The 20,740-nt window shown below is 41.4% G+C and carries 16 protein-coding genes and 2 pseudogenes; 9 read left to right on the forward strand and 9 right to left on the reverse strand.

Annotation, left to right across the window (positions count from 1 at the left end; all coding sequences use genetic code 11):
* Positions 1-214: 214 nt before the first annotated feature.
* Complete coding sequence (locus V7K36_RS20995) at positions 215-955, reverse strand: phytochelatin synthase family protein (RefSeq protein WP_334946836.1); 741 nt, start codon at positions 953-955, stop codon at positions 215-217.
* A gap of 68 nt (positions 956-1,023) precedes the next feature.
* On the opposite strand from V7K36_RS20995, the gene ggt reads away from it, so the two are divergent.
* From ggt to V7K36_RS34220, 4 genes and pseudogenes are all read left to right on the forward strand, one after another.
* On the forward strand, positions 1,024-2,823 hold the full coding sequence (ggt, locus tag V7K36_RS21000) for a gamma-glutamyltransferase (RefSeq protein ID WP_334946882.1): 1,800 nt from the start codon (positions 1,024-1,026) through the stop codon (positions 2,821-2,823).
* Positions 2,824-3,019: 196 nt separating this feature from the next.
* Positions 3,020-3,420, forward strand: a pseudogene (locus V7K36_RS21005) (gamma-glutamyltransferase); the annotation flags it as partial.
* An 18-nt stretch (positions 3,421-3,438) separates the two neighbouring features.
* The gene (locus V7K36_RS21010) at positions 3,439-4,995 is read left to right on the forward strand and encodes a flavin monoamine oxidase family protein (RefSeq protein ID WP_442948496.1); all 1,557 of its coding nucleotides are present in this window, start codon (positions 3,439-3,441) and stop codon (positions 4,993-4,995) included.
* Positions 4,995-5,336: pseudogene (locus V7K36_RS34220) on the forward strand (gamma-glutamyltransferase); the annotation flags it as partial. The gene V7K36_RS21010 and the pseudogene V7K36_RS34220, both read left to right, overlap by 1 nt.
* An 8-nt stretch (positions 5,337-5,344) precedes the next feature.
* On the opposite strand, the gene V7K36_RS21015 reads toward V7K36_RS34220, so the two are convergent.
* Complete coding sequence (locus V7K36_RS21015; protein WP_300414465.1) at positions 5,345-5,608, reverse strand: hypothetical protein; 264 nt, start codon at positions 5,606-5,608, stop codon at positions 5,345-5,347.
* A gap of 625 nt (positions 5,609-6,233) precedes the next feature.
* Positions 6,234-6,827 (reverse strand): DUF1802 family protein, encoded by a 594-nt coding sequence (locus V7K36_RS21020; protein WP_335118919.1) that lies wholly within the window; start codon positions 6,825-6,827, stop codon positions 6,234-6,236.
* Positions 6,828-7,011: 184 nt separating this feature from the next.
* Here V7K36_RS21020 and V7K36_RS21025 point away from each other — a divergent pair, with 184 nt between their 5' ends.
* Both V7K36_RS21025 and V7K36_RS21030 read left to right on the forward strand, forming a co-directional pair.
* Positions 7,012-7,173: a hypothetical protein gene (locus tag V7K36_RS21025; protein ID WP_335118921.1), complete on the forward strand. Its 162-nt coding sequence runs from the start codon at positions 7,012-7,014 to the stop codon at positions 7,171-7,173.
* Between the two features lie 1,289 nt (positions 7,174-8,462).
* Positions 8,463-11,219 (forward strand): CHAT domain-containing protein, encoded by a 2,757-nt coding sequence (locus tag V7K36_RS21030; protein ID WP_335118923.1) that lies wholly within the window; start codon positions 8,463-8,465, stop codon positions 11,217-11,219.
* Between the two features lie 225 nt (positions 11,220-11,444).
* On the opposite strand, the gene V7K36_RS21035 is transcribed toward V7K36_RS21030, so the two are convergent.
* Positions 11,445-13,097, reverse strand: coding sequence for a DUF262 domain-containing protein (locus tag V7K36_RS21035; protein WP_335118925.1), 1,653 nt, complete (start codon positions 13,095-13,097; stop codon positions 11,445-11,447).
* 322 nt (positions 13,098-13,419) lie between these two features.
* On the opposite strand from V7K36_RS21035, the gene V7K36_RS21040 reads away from it, so the two are divergent.
* Positions 13,420-13,608 (forward strand): hypothetical protein, encoded by a 189-nt coding sequence (locus tag V7K36_RS21040; protein WP_335118927.1) that lies wholly within the window; start codon positions 13,420-13,422, stop codon positions 13,606-13,608.
* A 722-nt stretch (positions 13,609-14,330) separates the two neighbouring features.
* Here the strand turns inward: V7K36_RS21040 and V7K36_RS21050 are convergent.
* The 3 genes from V7K36_RS21050 to V7K36_RS21060 form a co-directional block, all read right to left on the reverse strand.
* Positions 14,331-14,459: a hypothetical protein gene (locus V7K36_RS21050; protein ID WP_335118928.1), complete on the reverse strand. Its 129-nt coding sequence runs from the start codon at positions 14,457-14,459 to the stop codon at positions 14,331-14,333.
* A gap of 44 nt (positions 14,460-14,503) precedes the next feature.
* Positions 14,504-15,394 (reverse strand): lipid kinase, encoded by an 891-nt coding sequence (locus tag V7K36_RS21055; protein WP_335118930.1) that lies wholly within the window; start codon positions 15,392-15,394, stop codon positions 14,504-14,506.
* Between the two features lie 362 nt (positions 15,395-15,756).
* Positions 15,757-17,274 (reverse strand): ABC transporter permease subunit, encoded by a 1,518-nt coding sequence (locus tag V7K36_RS21060; protein WP_335118932.1) that lies wholly within the window; start codon positions 17,272-17,274, stop codon positions 15,757-15,759.
* A gap of 256 nt (positions 17,275-17,530) precedes the next feature.
* Here V7K36_RS21060 and V7K36_RS21065 point away from each other — a divergent pair, with 256 nt between their 5' ends.
* A complete protein-coding gene (locus V7K36_RS21065) occupies positions 17,531-18,295 on the forward strand; it encodes an amino acid ABC transporter ATP-binding protein (protein ID WP_335118934.1) in 765 nt (254 codons plus the stop codon).
* 216 nt (positions 18,296-18,511) lie between these two features.
* Here V7K36_RS21065 and V7K36_RS21070 read toward each other — a convergent pair whose 3' ends face one another.
* Together V7K36_RS21070 and lipB are read right to left on the reverse strand one after the other, a co-directional pair.
* The gene (locus V7K36_RS21070) at positions 18,512-18,703 is read right to left on the reverse strand and encodes a hypothetical protein (RefSeq protein ID WP_335118936.1); all 192 of its coding nucleotides are present in this window, start codon (positions 18,701-18,703) and stop codon (positions 18,512-18,514) included.
* A gap of 49 nt (positions 18,704-18,752) precedes the next feature.
* On the reverse strand, positions 18,753-19,427 hold the full coding sequence (gene lipB / locus V7K36_RS21075) for a lipoyl(octanoyl) transferase LipB (RefSeq protein ID WP_335118938.1): 675 nt from the start codon (positions 19,425-19,427) through the stop codon (positions 18,753-18,755).
* 622 nt (positions 19,428-20,049) lie between these two features.
* On the opposite strand from lipB, the gene hpf reads away from it, so the two are divergent.
* Positions 20,050-20,697, forward strand: a complete 648-nt coding sequence (gene hpf / locus V7K36_RS21080; RefSeq protein WP_334828632.1) for a ribosome hibernation-promoting factor, HPF/YfiA family — start codon at positions 20,050-20,052, stop codon at positions 20,695-20,697.
* Positions 20,698-20,740 lie beyond the last annotated feature (43 nt).

A 20,740-nucleotide genomic window follows, 5' to 3' on the forward strand; every position in this document is an offset into this window, starting at 1 on the left:
ATTCTTTGTAAAGGTGTTGTCATACTAGATGCAGTTTAGTTTTTATTTTATTCCTTAATTATCTCATAATATTTATATTAAGGATAGGTCTAATGGTACAGGTCTTAAACCCTTCGATTTTTGATAATTCAAATTTTAGATATTCCCGATCGCATTGTTTAGATGAAGGATGGGCGATTGCAGGATTCATGAATTCAATGAACAGATTGTCAAATCAAAGACTTTTGCTTACAAATACAAAGCCACGGCTTTTTTTTGATGAGGGATCATTTGTGAGCATTGCTTTCCATAAATCTGCTGTTTTTACCCAAACTGGTGGATACTTATAACGACTAACATCAAGAATTAAAAATCTATCTGTTTGCTCATTATATGCTGCCAAAGGGGAAATATGCCCACCTTTCTCTTCACCTATTTCTTTGCGTAGATAGTTTACTACAACGAAATTTTGCGTTTGTTTTAAATTTTCTGCCGCTTGTTTGCGGAACTCCTCTAAACTAGTATCGGCAGCGTGGTAAACATTAACTTTCAGATCATAGCTGGCTAGTAATTTTCCTAACTGGTCTAGAGTCATACCTTCGTGAGACACAGCTTCAGGAGTTAGCACTTTTTTTGCATTATTATTGCTAAAAAAGTTTTCTTGAGTAAATACTCGATATGGCTTGTATTCGGGTGCTTCTGGTGCTGGAATTTTTAGACTATTCAGTACCATAACCATACTAGCAACACCACAATATGCCTGATTATTTTGAGTGGTGAATTGCATAATCAGTGGAAAAAAGTCTTCTTTTGATTTACTCTCAAATAATAACTTTTCACCTTCAGCCGTATTAAAACCTACTAACTTAGAGGAAAGCGGTAATGTCTGAGATAGAACGCTTCCGCTAGAGATATATAATCCAATAGTTAAAGCTTTAAAAAATGTCTTGCTTGTTTTTAGTAACATAGCATTCATGAGTACTGTAAAATTATTAAATCATATTAATGATACCGAAAATGCTAAACAAATATAGGATTTTTACGATGCCTGGGTTGGGCTACGCCTACGCAATTTTTTATTTCACCTTCTTACTTTACAGCCAAGTTGCATCAGCCGCCTTAACTTTACCCCTACGCAGCAAAAAGGGAATGGTGGTTTCAGCCCATCCCCTAGCAAGTGAAGCGGGAATTGCAATGTTACGCAAAGGTGGTAATGCAGTGGATGCAGCTGTAGCTACAACCTTTGCAATCTCCGTAGTTGAGCCTTTTTCGGCGGGAATCGGTGGCGGCGGATTTTTGCTGATGCACTCTGAGAAAACTGGCGAGATGAAAGCGTTAGATTTCCGCGAACGCGCACCCCTGAAAGCTACAAGAAAGATGTATCTTGACGCTCAAGGAAAGGTGCGTCCGAATGCAAGTATTAATGGTTATTTGGCAGTAGGGACACCAGGAACAGTGGCGGGACTTTATGAAGTGCATCGTCGCTATGGTAAACTTCCTTGGCAAGAGGTGATGAAACCTGCGATCGCACTCGCTGCATCTGGCTTTATTCTTCGTACTGGGGAAACTTGGCGTTCTCTGCAAACAAACGAGTCTCGCAAACAAGTAATTCTTAACAATCCAGCAGCGCGGGATATTTTCACTCGCAACGGCGAATTTTATAAATCTGGGGACAAGCTGGTGCAGAGTGATTTGGCACGCACTTTAACCGCAATTGCCGAAAATCCCCAAAGTTTTTACACCGGAAGTATTGCTCGGGCGATCGCTTCTGATATGGTAAAAAATGGTGGTTTAATTACTCTAGAAGACCTGAAAACTTACAAACCAATCTGGCGCACTCCCGTTTGTGGAAACTTTCGCAAAGCTAAAATTTGCTCAATGCCACCACCATCATCGGGAGGCATTCATCTATTGCAGATTTTAAATATTATCGGTGACACTGATTTTAAATCTTTAGGATGGCATCATCCCGATGCTATACATTTAATGGTAGAAGCAATGAAGATTGCTTACGCCGATCGCTCCCAATATTTAGGCGATCCTGATTTTGTCAAAGTCCCTGTACAAGAACTGCTCAGTCCAGCTTACGCCAAAAAACGCCGTCAAGAAATTAATATGCAAGTGGCTAGACCCTCGACCGAGATCAAGCCAGTAGACAAAGAGATACTACAACGTTTTAGTCAAGCTAATAATCAGAGTTTAGGAAAAAATATCATTCCGTTATCTGATCAGTCTCTGAAACTGCACGCGACTCGGTATGAATCTCCCCAAACCAGTCATCTTACTGTTGTGGATGAACAACGCAACGCCGTGAGTCTGACTTTCACGATTAACCTGATTTTTGGGGCTAGTGTAGTGACACCGGGAACTGGAATTGTCCTCAACAATGAGATGGATGATTTTGCTGCTGCGCCAGGAGTACCTAATGCTTTTGGTTTGGTTGGTAATGATGCCAACAGCATTGCGCCCCGTAAAACTCCTCTATCCAGCATGACTCCCACAATTGTCACAGAAAATGGTCATTTCCGTATGGCAGTGGGTGCGCCCGGTGGTAGCAAGATCATCACCCAAGTGTTGCAAGTGATCCTGAATGTACTGGAATACAACATGGATGTTGGTGCGGCTGTTTCTGTTCCACGCATACATCATCAGTGGCTTCCGGATGAGTTGGATGTCGAATCTTGGGGCTTGGATGCTCTGACTATGCAAGAATTACGCCGTCGGGGGCATAAAATTAAGGAAACTCCTCCTTGGGGTAATGGTAATGCGATCGCTGTAACATCTGATGGAACTCTAGAAGGGGCGGCTGATCCTCGCGGTGAAGGTTCCCCCAAAGGGTGGTGAGGGGGACATTAACAATTCAAAATTCAAAATGACGCTCTCTACGAGACGCTCTTGCTAGCTTGCTTCCCCGCAGGGGTACGCGGACTCTCTCTAAGCGAAGCCATGCCGCAGGCTTTACGCTGCGGTAACAAAATTCAAATATTTTATACCAATTTCAGATATGTAATTAAGTTCTATCAACTACGGGATAATTACTCGTTCTCTGCAAGCAAACGAGTCCCGCAAGGAAATAATTCTCAACAATCCAGCAGCGCGGGATGTTTTCACTCGCAACAGCGAATTTTATAAACCAGGCGACAAGCTAGTGCAGCGTGATTTAGTCCGCACTTTCGCAGCAATTGCCCAAAATCTTCAAAGTTTTTACACCGGAAGTATTGCTCGGGCGATCGCTTCTGAATATGGTAAAAAATGGTGGTTTAATTACTCTAGAATACCTGAAAATTTACAAACCAATCTGGCGCACTTCCCTTTGTGGAAACTTTTGCAAAGCTAAAATTTCCACAAACTGGAGGCGTTCTCCTATTAAAGATTTTAATGATCAACGACACTGATTTAAAATCTTTAGGATGGCATCATCCCGATGCTATACATTTAATTTTCTTGTGAGGAGTAGCTATGAATAGAAGAGATTTCATCACAACTGTTGCGGTGTCGGGAGGTTCAGCCTACGCGGCGATGAAGGCTTTGGGCTTGCTAGAAAAACCAGCAACTGCACAGAGTCCATCACAAGGAAGTTCATTTCAGTTACAGCGTAACGGGAGAGGCAAACGCGTTATTATCCTTGGTGCAGGTTTGGCGGGAATGGCTTCTGCCTATGAGTTGGGCAAAGTTGGTTATGACTGCATTATTCTTGAGGCACGCTCACGTGCTGGTGGTCGGTGCTGGACGCTTCGAGGTGGAGATCAGTTTACTGATACTTTAGGTCAAACGCAGAGAGTTCAATTCGCTCCGGGCTTATATTTTAATCCAGGTCCTGGTCGCATTCCTCAAGAACATGTCACACTAGACTACTGCAGGGAATTGGGTGTTGCTGTTGAGGTGAAAGTAAACCTTAACCGACAAGAATATTACTACAAAACTCAGAATGCAGGTCCCTTGTCAGGTCAAAAACTCCGTGCACGCGAAGCCATAACTGATATACGTGGCTACATATCAGAATTGCTGGCTAAAGCCATTAACCAGAATGAAATTAATGCACCCTTAACAACCCAAGACAAAGAAAGACTCGTTGAGTTTCTCAAGACCTATGGAGATTTATCTCCAGACTTGTTCTACAAAGGTTCAAGGCGACGTGGCTTCACTAATAATCCCAGTGCTGGCTTGCAATCAGCATCACAATCAGATCCCTACGATCTGAGTGCGTTAATTCAGTTAGGATTCGCCAACTACGAAGCTTCCGAATGGGATTTGCAGCAACAGATGACAATGCTGCAGCCAGTTGGTGGGATCGATCAGATAGCTAAAGCCTTTGAACGTAAAGTGAGTCAGAAGATTACTTTTCAATCAGAGGTCAAGGAGATTCGCAAGACACCCAACGGTGTTAGCATCGTGTACACCAATGGCTCAGGCACAAACCAACAAATCAAAGGGGATTACTGCATTTGCACCATTCCCCTGCCAGTACTCACGAGTATCCCGTCAGACTTTTCTCCCGATATAAAGCAGGCAATTGACAACATTGCTGCTCTCTACTGGCGACCAGGTAAAGGTGGCTTGCAGTTCCGACGCCGTTTTTGGGAAGAAGACGAGAAAATCTTCGGTGGCATTACTATGACTGATCAGGCCATTGGTCAGATTTGGTATCCGTCGGACGGTTATCTGTCCAACAAAGGAATTCTCGTCGGCTACTACCAAGTTAATGACACCAAGGTAGGAACTCTGACTCCAAATCAGCGCATCTCTCTAGCGCTGGAACAAGGTAGCAATATCCACCCCCAGTACAGAAACGAATTTGAGAACGGCATCACAGTTTATTGGCCAACAATCCCATACAACTTGGGTGGCTGGGCATCTTATACAAACGACGCACGACAGAAATACTATGCCAGACTCAACAAACCCGATGGCAATATTTATTTGTGTGGAGAGCATGTAAGCTACTTGACAGGATGGATGGCTGGTGCTTTAGAATCGGCACGTTTAGTAACTTCAAAAATTAATACTTTGACTTAATTATCACAGAAAATGGTCATTTCCGCATGGCAGCAGGTGCGTCTGCTGGTAGCAAGATCATCACCCAAGTTTTGCAAGTGATCCCGAATGTGCTGGAATACAACATGGATGTTGGTGCGGCTGTTTCTATTCCACGCATACATCATCAGTGGCTTCCCGATGAGTTGGATGTCGAATCTTGGGGCTTGGATGCTCTGACTATGCAAGAATTAGGCCGTCGGGGGCATAAAATTAAAGAAACTACTCCTTGGGGTAATGGTAATGCGATCGCACTCACACCCGATGGAACTTTAGAAGGGGCGGCTGATCCTCTCGGTGAAGGTTCCCCCAAAGGGTTGTGAACACTGGGCTATTGATTTTGGACTGTTGACTCTGCGTAGCTGCTGCTGCCAAACTCATTTGCCCGTGTGCTAGGTACTAGTGTCCAACCTGCTTTGAGAAGTTTTTGATAAGTTGCCCAACCTTTAGAACCACCTTGTATTTTATAATCTGGGACTGCAAAATGTCCAAAAGCTGTGTAGGGACGCCAAGGTTGATTGGGTTCTGTCTGTAAATACAAAATTTTCTCTCCGTCGCCACCAGACTTAGATAACCAGCACATTTGTCGATGCATTGCAAACTCCTTTGCTTTTAGTTAATCATGCACAATAGCAGACTTTTGTCAAGTAACTTCTCACCCTTGTGGGGTACTTTTTTGCCTAATACTGCCTAATACTTTAGACAAAGTGTAATTAAGTTTTATCCACTACAGGATAATTACTTCACAACTCATACCGTGGGAAAGCTGCTAGTAGGATACAAAGATCAACAGCTTTCCCTCACTTCTTTGCTAAGGAAGATTTTTCTCATGTTATCCGCGCTTCTTCTGTTTGTGTGTAACAATAACTACTATTTTGACTGAAGTTTGCAATCAAACTATTTGTTTTTCTGCTTACATACATAAGCGTAGATTTTGTAAATTACTTGTAAAGTTCCGTTGATTAAATACTATAAGCAAACAATATAAAATTTATCTTGATGCTTGTTGTTTAAATCGCCCGTTTGATCACCAAACAATGTATTTCTCATAACAGATGATAGACTCTTCAAAAAAGCCTAAAAAAATTCTCAATTAATTAATGTATTGATTAATAAAGTAAAAATAAAATTAACTATAGCGTAGAATGGCACTTACTTAAGCTAAATTTAGAACCCCGACTTCTTGAAGAAGCCGGGGATATGGGCAGAAAATTGAGTTATTAGAAGGATGGAGCGTACAACTTATCACCGACAATGCCGCGAATTGTCTCTACTAGTTGGGTGTATGCAAAGTTAGATAAAACTGGTTTTGCTGCTTGCAACTGAATTGGTCGATCTAAATCAATCCATGACTTACACCCAGCGTATTTGGCGTAATAGGGAATTTCTTGCTCTTGGGGTAGTTGATATGTCCGCAGGAGAAGAATATAAAGGGGTTGGCGTGGTTTCCATTTGAGGCGATCGCTAATAAAATGCTCGTTCCAAATATGGAAAGGAAGCAAGGTGTTGACAATAGACTCATCACTCACTGGCAAAATATCGGTAATTTCAGCCCAACTGCCGATGCGAACTATCTCTGGATGCCAACCTGATGTTACTGGATAAACACAATTGGCATACTCAGCTTTCAGCATGAAAGCTTGTTGATGTTCGTAAGTAGGGTAAAGCAAAATTTGCTTGTGGGCAACTTGAAAATGTCCATTTCGTTCATGGATACCACCTTTGCGGAGCAACATAATTGTTTTGCCGTCTTCTAAAGCATTTACGGCGACTGCCCATTCTTTGAGAGCATGAAAAGTTGTAGTCAATTCCATCAGCGTCTACTGTAACTCTGATTTAATTTCAAGCTAAAACCGATAAAGTATGCACCTGTCTAAGGGAATGAATTAGGAAGCAATTATGGAAAAGCGATGTCTACGACGGGCTACGCCTACGCTAGGTACTTCTGATGTCAAAATCACACCTATTTTTATGAGAACTTGGTAAGGGCGTAGCGGCTTGTCGTCAGACATTGCCGGAGCGCGTTATCCCGAACAAGCACTAGACAACGCATTAGCCGCCCAAATCCAATTTTCTGCCGTCCAATTGGCAGAAATTGATGCCATTGGACGTATTATCACTGACCATCTTGATAACAGTCAAATTATGTGGAATTGGTGACAATGCTGTTTAGTTAGCCATGTTTATCCCTCGAAGATCCCTTCAACTCTCTTAAAAAGAGTGTTGGGGATCAAATTTATAGAGCTAGATTGCAAAATCTAACAAAACGTCAACTTTAGTAAACCAAGGGTTACAACTCATAAACTAAGTGATAGCTTAAATAGTAGGACACCAAAGAAAAGAAAATCAAACTAAAAGGGAAAATGACTGAGTGTCCCCTGTCATCAGCCCAAGTAAATTTCAGCAGATCAAATATAGAAGTGGTAAAAAGCCTAATGTAGAAGGCAAAGCCAAATCCCAAAGCGGAAAAACGCAATAATGCTGAGTTTGTTAGTTGTTTAGTCCACCCTAGTTATTAACTTTCGATTACTTAATTAGTTTAACAATTTGAAACCTGTGAACTCGATAAAACCTGGTCAACCTCGACCAGGTTTTTGGTATTTTATACTGATATAATTTTTGGCTGTACTTGGTTTTCTATGTCGATATCGGAATCCGATTTGATTCTTGAATCACTCGTAAAAAGAGGGAACTCTTAACAGGGAAGAAAGAATAAAGGTGTACTGAGTTTTGTTCAAAAATCAAGTAGGAATCCTATACAGCGGTTCCCATTCAGATGCGGTACAAGATTATATCGCTAGGTCTAGGGGCACGGCATTGTCGTGCCCCTACGGGTGTACCTCACGTAAACGAGAACCGCTATCTATAATTCAATTTTTATCTTTCACTGCGACGCCGAATAGCTCGTCGTAGACATCGCAATATTCACTCCTGATGAATTGAACTGAATGAACTAACAGACTCTCATGGGTGAAACAAGTATTCCTTAATTTACAATACCCTCGCCAAAAAATGGGATCAGTTCCATCCTTGATACGTTAAGGATGGAACTGTTTTTCAATAAGTAATATTGCTTAAAATTTTGTCAAAAACCAAGGTGGAAAACACAATTTTGAGATTAGCGATCGCTAACCTCAAAGCAAGCATCGCGTCATCAAAAAAAAGCATCACTTATTCTGACCCTTAAGGAGCATACAGTATTTAATTCAATACCCACTGACTGCATTAATTTGCAGCATAACTACTATTGACAAAACTAATTTCATTTTAAACTGTCACAAGTGGGGTAGGTAAGTAGAGATTTAGACAGTAAAATCTCATCCAAACCACCATAATTAACATTGTGGAAACTCAGGCATGAGTAATGGATGTGAATGGTACTATTACCCTGGTAGCCGAAACACCTACAGTTAATCCTGTGCGTTCCTGGTTATCACTTACCTCAAGCCATGCTTATGACTAAAATAACTAAGATCTTTGGCGCGAATTCTGTAAAAGTTAAAAGGCAAAAGCAGCTAGGGCGTGCTTCCCCTTTTCGACAAAATGCGCCTTGGCGTTGGGAAAAGACCAGGCTGGCTCAGTTTTTACGTTTGTCTTTGTACTTCCTAATCGCTTTGCTATGCATCCTTGGTTCACCCGTGCTGGCAAAAGTTTCTGGCTCAATTAATTCCTCATCTCAATTACCAATTAACAGTCTGACATTACTCACTGGGACCGTTGACCCCGCCTCACTACTACAACAGGGCAAACTTTTATACAATATCGGAAACTTTGCTAAGGCTGTAGAAGTGTTACAACAGGCTGTACAAGCATATAAGCAGCAAGGGGAGAGCCTTAGACTGGCAGCGACACTGAGTAATCTTTCCCTAGCTTACCAGCAACTCGGTGCATGGAGTCAGGCACAGCAGGCAATTACAGAGAGCTTAAATTTGCTCAAAGGACAGAATGAAAACGAAAATCTGCAAATATTTGCCCAATCACTGGATATTCAAGGTCGTCTCCAACTGACAATGGGAAAGGCCGAGGCGGCTTTAGCAACTTGGCAGCAGACGGAAAAAATTTACAAGGAAGTAGATAATAAAACTGGCGTGGTGCGATCGCTAATCAATCAAGCACAGGCATGGCGAACCCAAGGATTTTACTCTCGGTCTGTGAAAACACTCGATCAGGTTAGTCAGACATTAAAATCTCAACCAGACTCTATCGAAAAAACAGTGAGTTGGCGATCGCTCGGTGATGCCCTTTTGCTATTGGGCGATTTGGGAAAGTCACGTCAGGCGCTAGAAGAAAGTCTGAGGATTGCTCGAAATTTGCAATCAAGCGCTGATATTGGCGCTAGTCTGTTCAGCCTGGGGAATAATGCCCGTAAACAACAAGACAAAGCAAAGGCGATCGCCTATTATCAACAAACAGTCGCTGTATCTCCCTCACCTCTGACAAAAGTCCAAGCGCAACTGAATCACCTGAGCCTACTCATTGAAGATCAACAATGGGCAGGGGTTCAAACTCTCTTGCCGTTGATTGAGTCCCAACTCGACCAACTCTCCCTCAGCCGTGCTAGTATTTACGCCCAGGTTAACTTTGCACAAAGTCTAGAAAAAATCAATAGTAGTATATCGAAAACACCCGGTCAGAATTACTACTCAGGATTTAGCAAAAAAGACTCAACAGTATTACTCGCCAAGGCCATCGAGCAATCCCGCAGTTTAAAAGATAAGCGAGCAGAAGCCTATGCTCTGAAGAGTTTAGGCGGCTTGTACGAAGAAACCGGACAGTGGTCAGAGGCGCAAGAACTGACCCAGCAAGGATTAGCTTTGGCACAGAGCAGCAATGCACCAGAAATTAGCTATACCTTGGAGTGGCAGTTAGGTAGATTGCTCTGGGCACAAAAAGATATTAATGGGGCAATCGCGGCGTATGATGTTGCTGTGGAAACTCTCCAGTCTCTTCGCAAAGATTTAGTAGTCAATAAAGATGTAGTCAACCAGGATGTGCAATTCAAGTTTCGAGACAGCGTAGAACCCATCTACCGACAGTCAGTAGAGTTACTGCTGAAATCCCAAGAAGGAAAATCAGATGAAAAAATATTGGAGAAAGTCCGCCAGAGGATTGAAGCACTCCAACTAGCAGAATTAGACGACTTCTTCCGGGAAGCTTGTCTACAAGGTCAAAGAGTAGCCCTCGATCAAGTCGTAGACCAAGATAATCCCACGGCTGCCATCCTTTATCCGATTATTCTTGCTGACGAACTCCAGGTAATTGTCAAAATTCCCAAACAACCCCTGCAAAACTACACTACTCAGATTTCCCACACAGAAGTAGAGAAACTCTTAGTAGAACTGCGAAAAAATCTTGTCAATCCCACCGCTACCAAAGCCGTCCAAATCCAGGCGCACCAAGTTTACAACTGGCTGCTCAAACCCATTGAGTCACAATTGCAAAAAAGTGGGGTAGATACCCTAGTATTCGTTCTGGATGGCGCGTTACGCAATTTACCAATGGCAGCTCTTTACGATGGTAAGCAATATTTGGTAGAGAAATATGCGATCGCTCTCAGCGTCGGTTTGCAACTCCTCGACCCCAAACCGCTAGTAAAACAGCAGTTAAGAGCGCTAACCGCAGGATTAACTCAGCCGCCGCCAGGGTTTTCCAACTTTCCACCGTTGCTAGCAATCAAATCTGAATTCGAGGGCATTAGCAAAGCAGGAATCTCGACAACTAGCCTAATAGATAGAGATTTTAAGAAAAAGAATTTAGAGAGTAAAATTAATGCTGCTTCATTCAACATAGTGCATTTAGCAACCCACGGTCAGTTTAGTTCCCGCCTTGAAGAGACTTTTATTTTGGATTTCGATGGTGAGATAAATGTCAAGGATTTTGATACTCTCTTTCGCACTCAGGGTAAAACCGTAGTAGAGTTATTAGTTTTGAGTGCTTGCCAGACAGCAACAGGAGATAGCCGTGCAACACTCGGTCTAGCAGGAGCAGCTGTCCGAGCTGGGGCACGCAGTACCATCGCCTCCCTGTGGCAGATTGATGATGAATCGACAGCAATGTTTGTTAGTGCCTTCTATCGAGAACTTAAGAGTGGCAAAATCTCCAAAGCCGAAGCTGTCCACCGTGCCCAGCTACAACTGCTGAAACATCCTAACTATAAGGCACCAAGCTTTTGGTCTGCCTATGTGTTGATTGGCAATTGGTTGTAATTTGGAGACTGGGGCGATCGTTTAGAGAAATTCGTGGTTTTAGGTTTGCGTACAAATCAAGAACCCCACCCCCAACCCCCTCCCCGCAAGCGAGGAGGGGGCTATGATGTACTTTATTTGATTAGGAAAAGCTATAAGTTTTATCTCCCCTCTCCTTAGTAAGGAGAGGGGTTGGGGGTGAGGTTTTGATATTACTTCATGCACCTGGAAACCACTATAAGGTATTTACGATATGAGTCTAAAGTCGCTCATAAAGCTAAAAAGTGATGTTATACATTTCAAGTTTTCCAAATTTTGATTATCAGAGCCACTCATATCAATATATAATTCTTCTGAATTGCTGTTCTCAAGATGCAGTGATCTAAACGTTTTAATTCTTTTTACTTTAGAACTCATTTGCGCGGATGTTCCGATAAATTCTAAATCAGCTAGACGGGTAATTGCGTCATTATCGTCTTTAATTCTGTTGATTAAATATGCATCAATCACATACTTCATTGTGTCATTTACATTACCTATGTCGTGTTCTTGACCATCTACAAAAAATTTAACACCTGTATTAGGGCTGATTTTAGGGGATATTTGTTTTGATGGAGTATTAGCTCTATGGTAAAGCTTACCATCGACGAAATCAGCTTCATCAATTGTCTCAATTGTTTGACCTGAAGAACTACAGGATGGATCAGAATTGAAGTGTTGCTGCTTCTGTTCTAGCTTTTCCAAGTATGGCTGTGGATTCTCCATAATTAGATTAAGTTTATTTTTCCAAATTGTTAGACGTTCATTCAGTTTAGAGCTTGTTGAGCGTGAAACAGCATCTATAAAATTCCGATTGTAAGAACAGAGATCAAGAAAAGCATTATAAATTACTTTTGTTTTGCCCTCTATGTCTGCTATGCTATAATCAGCAAATCCTAGCATTTGAGTGTCAAAAACTGCTTGGTTTAGAGATGAAGAAAAATCCGCTTTATCCTCTTTATCTTTTTTTACACTAAAGTTTTTGAATTGGTTTCCATTGAAAGTCATTTGAATCATTAAAACTACTTTTTGAAGTAAAGATTCAAGCTCTTCTTTCTTTTTATATTTTGAAATTGAGCCATCTTCACTACTATTGTTTTTTATCCTTTCTCTCATATAAGCATTAAGTGTTTCACCTCTTGCCTCTTCATACTGATTTTGTTCTGGTTTATATGATTCATATAGACTAAAGAATCGCAAAATTAACTCAACATCAAGCATTCTGTTTTTGTCGGGCTTTCCCTCTTTTACTTGGCGGAATTTTGGGAAAGGCTCTAATATTTTTCTATAGATAGTAATACCACTGCAATGGATCAGGAACTTATTAAAATCTCCATGAAACATACAGTTTCTTAATTCTTGAGCATTAAGAGAAACTGACCCTAGATTGAGTCTTCCAAATACTTCAAATTGTATTTCTGGCTGAGTATCACTTTCAATGATAATAATATTGATTTGGCGTTCCCAAAACACACTACTTATACTTGGTTCAAGTGTTGGAAAAGCGGTTTGGTTTAATTCTGGTAAATTTCCAAGACCTGAGAGCTTGAGAGTTCCATTCAAAAAGTTACCAAAAGTAGTGACTCTTTGAACTCCGTCAATTATTTCAAATATTTTTTCGCCCGTCTCATTACTGAATTTTTCTAGAAAGAATAAAGGTGGAATTGGAATATCCATAAAAATAGATTCAATAAATCGGCACTGCTTTGGGCTGTCCCATACAAAAGTTCGCTGGTAATCTGGTATTACGATTTTCGCATTCTGAAAGTCTGCCATTAAATCTCTGACTGTGCGAGTTATTGTACTTTTAACAACTCTTACTTTTTTTAACTGTGCTAGAAAGTCATTTCCTACTGGCATATATTTTGTATTAGGTTTATTTCAAATTCCAACTTACGTAAATTAAATTTTACATAGCAACCGTAAAATAGCGTAATTTTGCTCATTTATTAATATCAGTAAGCAAGTTGTTTCCACCAAAGTAGAATCTAGGATTGTATATTTGCATTACTGTCCAGTCTAGAAGCAGCTTTTACAGATTATCTCGTTCCCAGTCGGAGACTGGGAATGCCGTTCTAGAGGCTCCGCCTCCCTTGTTGGCGGCAGAGCCGCAATTGATCTGCATTTCCAGCTAGAGGCTGGAAACGAGCTTTTAAAAGGGTTTGCACTTAAGTTGACACCAATGGCAGGATGCCCACCCCACAAGAATCATCCCTGGATTCAGCAATGCCGGATTTTTTATGCAGTACTCAATGATTTGTCTGCTGATGTTGCTGTGGTTGTTCTGAGACGACACCGATGCAATACCGCAAGGTGTCTTGACATCTTGCTTTTTAAGTTTCGTAGTCTGGCGGTGCGTTATGGCAATTAAGTTAAAAAATTGAGATTTATCGGAATATTTTCGATTTTAGATGCCCTAACGTTGCTTTTTCAACTCATTACGTCTTATCTCTAAGCTTTGCGTCTTAAAATCACGATATTTTTCTTAAAATCATGATATTTTTCTTAAAATCACGATTTTTTTCTTAAAGTCATGATTTTTTTTTTAAAGTCATGATTTTTTTCTTAAAGTCACGATTTTTTTCTAGGACTTACGCACTGTATAAATTTATTATCTTGTGCATCAACGAGAATACGTCGTTTCAGGCTTTTAGAAATCATCTTTTGATAAATAGCGTAGGCGTAGCCCGCCGCAGGCATCGCCTAAAAAGTGTCGAAAAATCTAGGTTTAATGGCTGAAATCATACTGCATATTTAGTTTTTCCTGTCAATGCGTAAGTCCTAACTAACAGGGCTATTTCGTTCTAAACATAAACCGCCCAGAACTAAAGTTCCACGGCTCATAGCTAAAGTCCGTTAAAACGGACTATAACTTTGTCTCAGTCGTCTAAAGACGACTTTCGCTATTAGACTCAGAATTCATTCTGAGGCGGGCTAGATGAGAATGAAATAGCCCTGCCTAACCAATAGAACCATTCTCGCGTGATTTTTTGGTAAGTTCCCCGTTTACGTCCAAGACCTAAACCAATTTCCGGCATCCAGATTTTATCGCCTGGTTGTAAAATATATTCACCATTAACTAAGCTAAATTGACTATATCGCTGATAGCGATCGTTGGTTACTCATAGCCCGTTCACCTAATGTTCGGGTTTTCAGTCGTTCCCACGAACTATGAAGCATGGTTGTGGGCGCATCAGCCGTTAGTACAATCTTTTTTTGCATTTCTCACCCACCCTAATCAATGCTCAAAGTGTGGGAACTAGTTCTTAGAGAACTATTTTATCAGCATTATAGCAGTAAACAGCTATAGCTTTAGGTATAACCCGAAAATGAGCAGGTGTATAAGTAGTGATTTCACCATCTGTATTGATAGGGCGCGGTTTGCGAGTATACACCTCTATTTCTTCACCTTGAAGAGAACGTACATTCTGCCAATGTATATGTCGCCCTTGTCGCATCGCCGGAAGTAATAGTATAATCTGCCACCAATGTTTAATCTCTAAGCTATAAAGGTCTAGCCTTTGATCATCTATTGTGGCATCGTGAGCCACTGCCATACCACCGCCGTAATAGCGGCCGTTACCCACAGCAATTTGCACTGTTTTCACGCGAACTGATTCACCATTAATCACAATCTCCGCAGTAAAAGGTCTAGCTTCCCAAATCACTTGCAATGCAGTGGCGGCATAAGCAAATATTCCCCAACGGCGTTTGACTTCTTTGGTAAGTCGTTCGGTAATTTTTACACTCAGTCCCAAACTGGCAACGTTAAAAAAGTGCTTGCCGTTCACCCAACCTAAATCGATACGGTGTAAATTTCCATAGGCAATAATTTTGCAAGCTTCGCTGAGGGAATTGGGGATTTCCAAAGTCCTCGCTAGGTCGTTGGCAGTTCCCAGAGGTAAGATTCCCAAGGGCAACTGAGTATCAACTAAAGCATCTATAGCGGCATTGAGAGTCCCATCTCCTCCACCAATGATTACTAAGTCAACTTGATGCTGATAGCGAAATATAGCTTCAGCAAGATGTTTGGGGTCTTCTGTAGACTCTTCAATTAAATCAAAGCCGAATGTCTTCAGATATTGAATCGCTTCCGACAGACCTTTTTGCCCTTGGCGGGCATGACGATTTACTAACAGCAGTGCGCGGGAACTCATGGTAGTACCTTTTGTAGTTGATATGTCCAATTATCCGCATCCATGTATTCTGCTTGAAGTTGCTATAAAAAAGTGTTTAAGCTGTTATGAGCAGTTATCAACAATTCATTTCGTCAATGCTTATGATGAATAATTCTTATTTCCAATTACTAAAGTGAACTCTGTCATATTTTTAATACCTCAAAAGCTGTTCAATCCACATACACACATCAGGTTGGGAACCTGAAGAGAAAGATTTTCCAGTGGCCGGATCGTCAGCTTACCAATAGATATTATTGTAGCAGTCAACCTTTTCCAAAAATTGTAATTCGTGAGGATATGCTAGAAGTTTAAAGTAAGTCCTAAAAATCACTGAGAAATTATTAGCTATCGTACTTTCTGCGCCGTTTAACCGGATTCATCCACACTTCTAAGCGACTAAACGCTTGTGAAGAAAGTAACGTCAAGCACAAATAAACTACCGCCACAGCCGCATAAATTTCAAAAGCGCGATAGTTATCGGCGATAATTAACTGTCCTTTACGTACCAATTCTTCTAACCCAATCACAGAAACTAAGCTTGTATCTTTCAACAAACTGATAAACTCATTACCTAAAGGTGGAATCATCCGCCGGAAAGCTTGGGGAAAAATTACATAACTCATTATTTGCACAGAACTCAAACCTAATGATTGTGCTGCTTCTGCTTGCCCTGGTTCAATCGATTGAATCCCAGCACGGACAACTTCGGCAATGTATGCGGCGCTATTCAAACTTAAGGCAATTACCCCAGCAGTTAGGCGATCAAAACTAAATGTCAAACCAAGTTCTTGCAAAATTGCCGGGAATCCAAAGTAAATCATAAAAATTTGCACCAACAAAGGCGTTCCCCGGAAAAAATCCACATACGCCCTCGCCACCCAACGCACAGGTGCAACATGAGAAAGGCGAACAATACCAATCAGGGAACCCCCAATTAAACCAAACACTACAGAAAGTATCGTCAATTGCAACGTTACCAAAGCTCCTTGTAATAAAGTTGGAAAAGCCTGCAAAATCACGCCAATTAAGGTAAATATTTTAGGTGCGCCAGCGCTACTCTGGTTCTCAAATGGTGATTTAACTGGTAATGATGGCGGCTCGGTTTTAAACCATTTTTGATAAATTTGGGAATAAGTGCCATTTTTCAGCACCCTATCCAAACTGTCGTTTATTAATGCCAAATTCGGCGAATTTTGAGCTGTAGCAATCCCGTAAAACTCCTCCGTCAGCAATTGCTGTACTATTTTAATTCCTTTGAGATTGCCCGTATTAATAGCATATAAAGTCACTGGTGCATCATTAATTACCGCATCCACATTACCATTGAACAATTCTTGCAGGGCTAAAGGTGCTGAATCAAAACTGCGAATTTGCACTCCAGGAATACTCTTAGCCTTTGCAGCCCCAGTTGTACCAACTTGTACCGCAATTTTTTTATTTTTGAGACTGTCAAAGCCAGTAATATTTTGATTGTCTGCACGGATGGCGATCGCTAACCCAGCCTTAAAATAAGGACGGGAAAAAGAAATCGTCTTCGCCCTCTCCTCAGTAATCGTAATTGAACTAATCGCCGCATCTACCGTTTTAGCTTGCAAAGCTGGGATAATGCCATCAAAAGGCAGACTTTGAAAATCCACTTTAAAGTTAGCAGAGGAAGCAATCGCATTCATCAAATCAATGGAAAAACCCTGTAACTCACCACCTTTTCCTTTAAACTCAAAAGGTGGAAAGGCTGGTTCCGTAGCAACCCGCAGAGTTTTCCCCGCAGTAGGAATTACCCCACAACCAGCCAGTAACAAACAGCTAAAACTTATAACTAGAGATAAGCGCAGCCAACGGATAAAACTATATTTAGCCATATTATTTTCTCTCCCTCTCTGCGCCCTGTGCGCCTCTGCGGTTCGTTCAAGTTATATATAATATGCAACTGTTCAATGTCCCGCCAAGAAATAAATTTCTTGGCTAATAGCTAAAGTCTACCTCAGTAGACTAAAACCCTTACTTAGTCTTCTTTAGAAGACTTTAGCTATTAGCCTCAGAATGAATTATGAGGCGTTTTTTAGGACTGCTGCGCGTCTACACTACAATCAACTGTAGAGCAGCTTGACACAGCCAATGAACAATACCACCCCCGCCATTATTTTTGACAATATCGAAAAAAACTTTGGTTCCCTAAAAGTCCTCAAAGGAATCACAGGCGAAATCAACCGGGGAGAAGTCGTTGCAGTTATCGGTTCCTCCGGCTGTGGAAAAAGTACCCTACTACGGTGCTTCAACCGCCTAGAAACCATTGACAACGGGCGTTTAATAATCAACGGTATCAACTTATCCCGACCCACTCTCAACTATAGCCAACTGCGGCAACTACGAACACAAGTAGGCATGGTTTTCCAACAGTTCAACCTGTTTCCTCATCTCAGTGTCTTAGAAAATATGACACTCGCACCCCAGAAAGTCTTGGGTAAAACACCGAAAGAAAGCGCCCAGCTAGCGAGATTATTTTTAGATAAAGTTGGCTTATTTGACAAAGCCTCTGCTTATCCCGAACAACTTTCTGGCGGACAAAAGCAACGAGTAGCGATCGCCCGTAGCTTATGTATGAATCCCCAAATCATGCTATTTGACGAACCCACCAGCGCCCTAGATCCCGAACTCGTCGGCGAAGTTTTACAAGTGATGCAGCAATTGGCAGCAGAAGGGATGACAATGGTGGTCGTCACCCATGAAATGCAATTTGCGCGGGAAGTAGCCCATCAGGTGATATTTTTAGATCAAGGTATTGTCACAGAACAAGGTTTAGCCTATGAAGTTCTGACCAATCCCCAAAGCGATCGCCTACGTATTTTCCTCAGTCGCCTTAAAATAATTCCTAATTCGTAATTCGTAATATCATGTCCGGGCAACTAAGCATAATACCTGGAACCCCACCCCGCCAAAGCTGCGCTTTAGCTCCCTGCCCCTAATCCCCAGAGGGGGCCCCGAGTTCCCCGCCTGCGGGGAGGGGTTGGGGGTGGGGTTCTTTTATTATGGGTAATTTGGCGGACATCATATAATTCGTACTTAAAGACTTTTTTTGAACTCATCACTCAGCACTATTTAAAGATACTCCCGCAAGAAATCAAAGGGGTCGTCTTCCCAACAAGGTTCAGGTATCAGCCAAAACAAACTCCTGTGGATGTCGGCTTCAATTTCATCACCGTCGTCTCTATCAAATAGTTCTATTAAAGCTGTCCAATCACCTTCTCTCAGGAACGTTAACGATGGGGCATATACCTGGAGATTATTCATAATCATGTTTCCAGAGAGTTTAATAACCAAAATAAAACTTGGTTAATTATTATTGAAGAACAGACTCGACTAATTGCACACCAAAGACTTCAGCAAAGCACTGTGCTACATAAAAACGTACTTCTTGGCAAGTGATTTCTGGAATCCATTCAGCTAAACTACCTACAGGTTTATTAGAAATACCGCAGGGTACAATGCGCTCAAAGCCTGTCATGTCTGGACAAACATTTAATGCAAAGCCGTGCATAGTAATCCAACGGCTAACTTTAATACCAATAGCCGCAACTTTTCGCCCTTCTAACCAAACACCAGTAAAAGCTGGAATTCTTTCTCCCTGCAACCCATAAACTGCCAATACGCGAATTATTACTTCTTCGAGTTGCCGTAAGTACCAATGAAGGTCTTTACAATAACTTTGCAGATTTAAAATTGGATATCCCACCAGTTGACCGGGACAATGGTAAGTAACCTCGCCGCCTCGTTCTACTCTATGCACATCATATTGACTTTTGTCAATATCAAATTTGAGAAAATCTGAGTTGGCTCCTTGCCCGAGAGTGTAGACAGGAGGATGTTCTAGTAAAATTAACACATCATCTAGACTGGTGTCATAGATGCGCTCAGTAACGAGCGATCGCTGCCATCTATGAGCTTGCAAGTAAGGTATTAATCCTTGGTTATACAGCAAACAACGGTTTTTGTGTGGTTCATTACTATGGATCATGCCAAAAATCAACTGTATTGGGAACGAAATATATTTCAAGTTACAGGATTGGAGTCAAAAAAAGTTAAGTTTTGTAAAGGATTTTAAAGGAAAGTCAAGGGAAGCTGCATTAGAAAACACAAAGTGCTAGTTTGAAAAGATAACCTCAATAGGTTTTAGGAGGAATTCTCTGCAATAAGCATCATGCCAAGACAATAAGGACGTATGTACTGGCTGATGACTCTAATTATATTGTTTGTATTTCAAACATTATCAAACTTGCACAAAGACTTGTATTATTGAACAACAGCAAGCAAACTTCAATCGAACACAGAAGGAGCAACTATCAACAGTTCTGTAAGCGTTGCTTTATTGGAGTTGGTAGTCACGGGAGCTACCACTCAGATTTCCTCACCCAAGAGTTTTATGTGGACATCCAATTGGATATCAGCGCAGAGATGAGGAGGGAAATCAAGGGTGTACTTAATTAACAACAACTTAGATGCAGCAAGCTTAGAGATAGCTTACCAGCAGTAGATACAAATAGTTCACAATTTGTTTTGGCGGGAGTAATAGACCTTACCGCAACTTCTTTTCATACAAAGCAAATTCACAAATTCAAATATTCAGCGGGAGAGTTTACATGAAGCTTGTCATCCACAGCAAAAATATTGAAATAACCGATGCAATTCGTGAGTATGTACATCAAAAGATTGAAAAATCAGTTAGTCACTTTCAGAGCATTACAAATGAAGTGGATGTGCATCTTAGCGTAGCCCGTAATCCCCGAATTAATACTAGACAAGCGGCTGAAGTAACTATTTATGCTAATGGTAGCGTTATCCGTGCCGAGGAAAGCAGCGAAAATCTCTATGCCAGCATTGACTTAGTTGCAGATAAAATTGCCCGTCAACTGCGGAAATACAAAGAACGGCGTCAAGACCAGAAAACTCATGCCCAGCCAACAGAAGTAGTTGTTCCAGAATCAGTAGTAACAGATTTAATTGGCGATCGCACTCCCGAATTGCCCAACGAAGTTGTTCGCACCAAATATTTTTCCATGCCGCCGATGACCCTTGCAGAAGCCCTAGAACAACTGCAATTAGTGGGACACGACTTTTATATGTTCCGCAATTCTGAAACCGGAGAGATTAATGTAATTTACGAACGTAACCACGGCGGTTATGGTGTGATCCATCCCCGCAATGGTAACGCTCATACTAACGGTAATAATGGCAAGTCAACCCACGCTAACATTGTCATGCCGGAAAAGTCACACTCGAATAAATAGGGAATAGGGAGATAGGGTAGAAATAACTCCTGTACAGACGCGA

It is taken from the genome of Nostoc sp., from assembly GCF_036919555.1.
In the GTDB taxonomy this organism is placed as follows: Bacteria; Cyanobacteriota; Cyanobacteriia; order Cyanobacteriales; family Nostocaceae; genus Nostoc.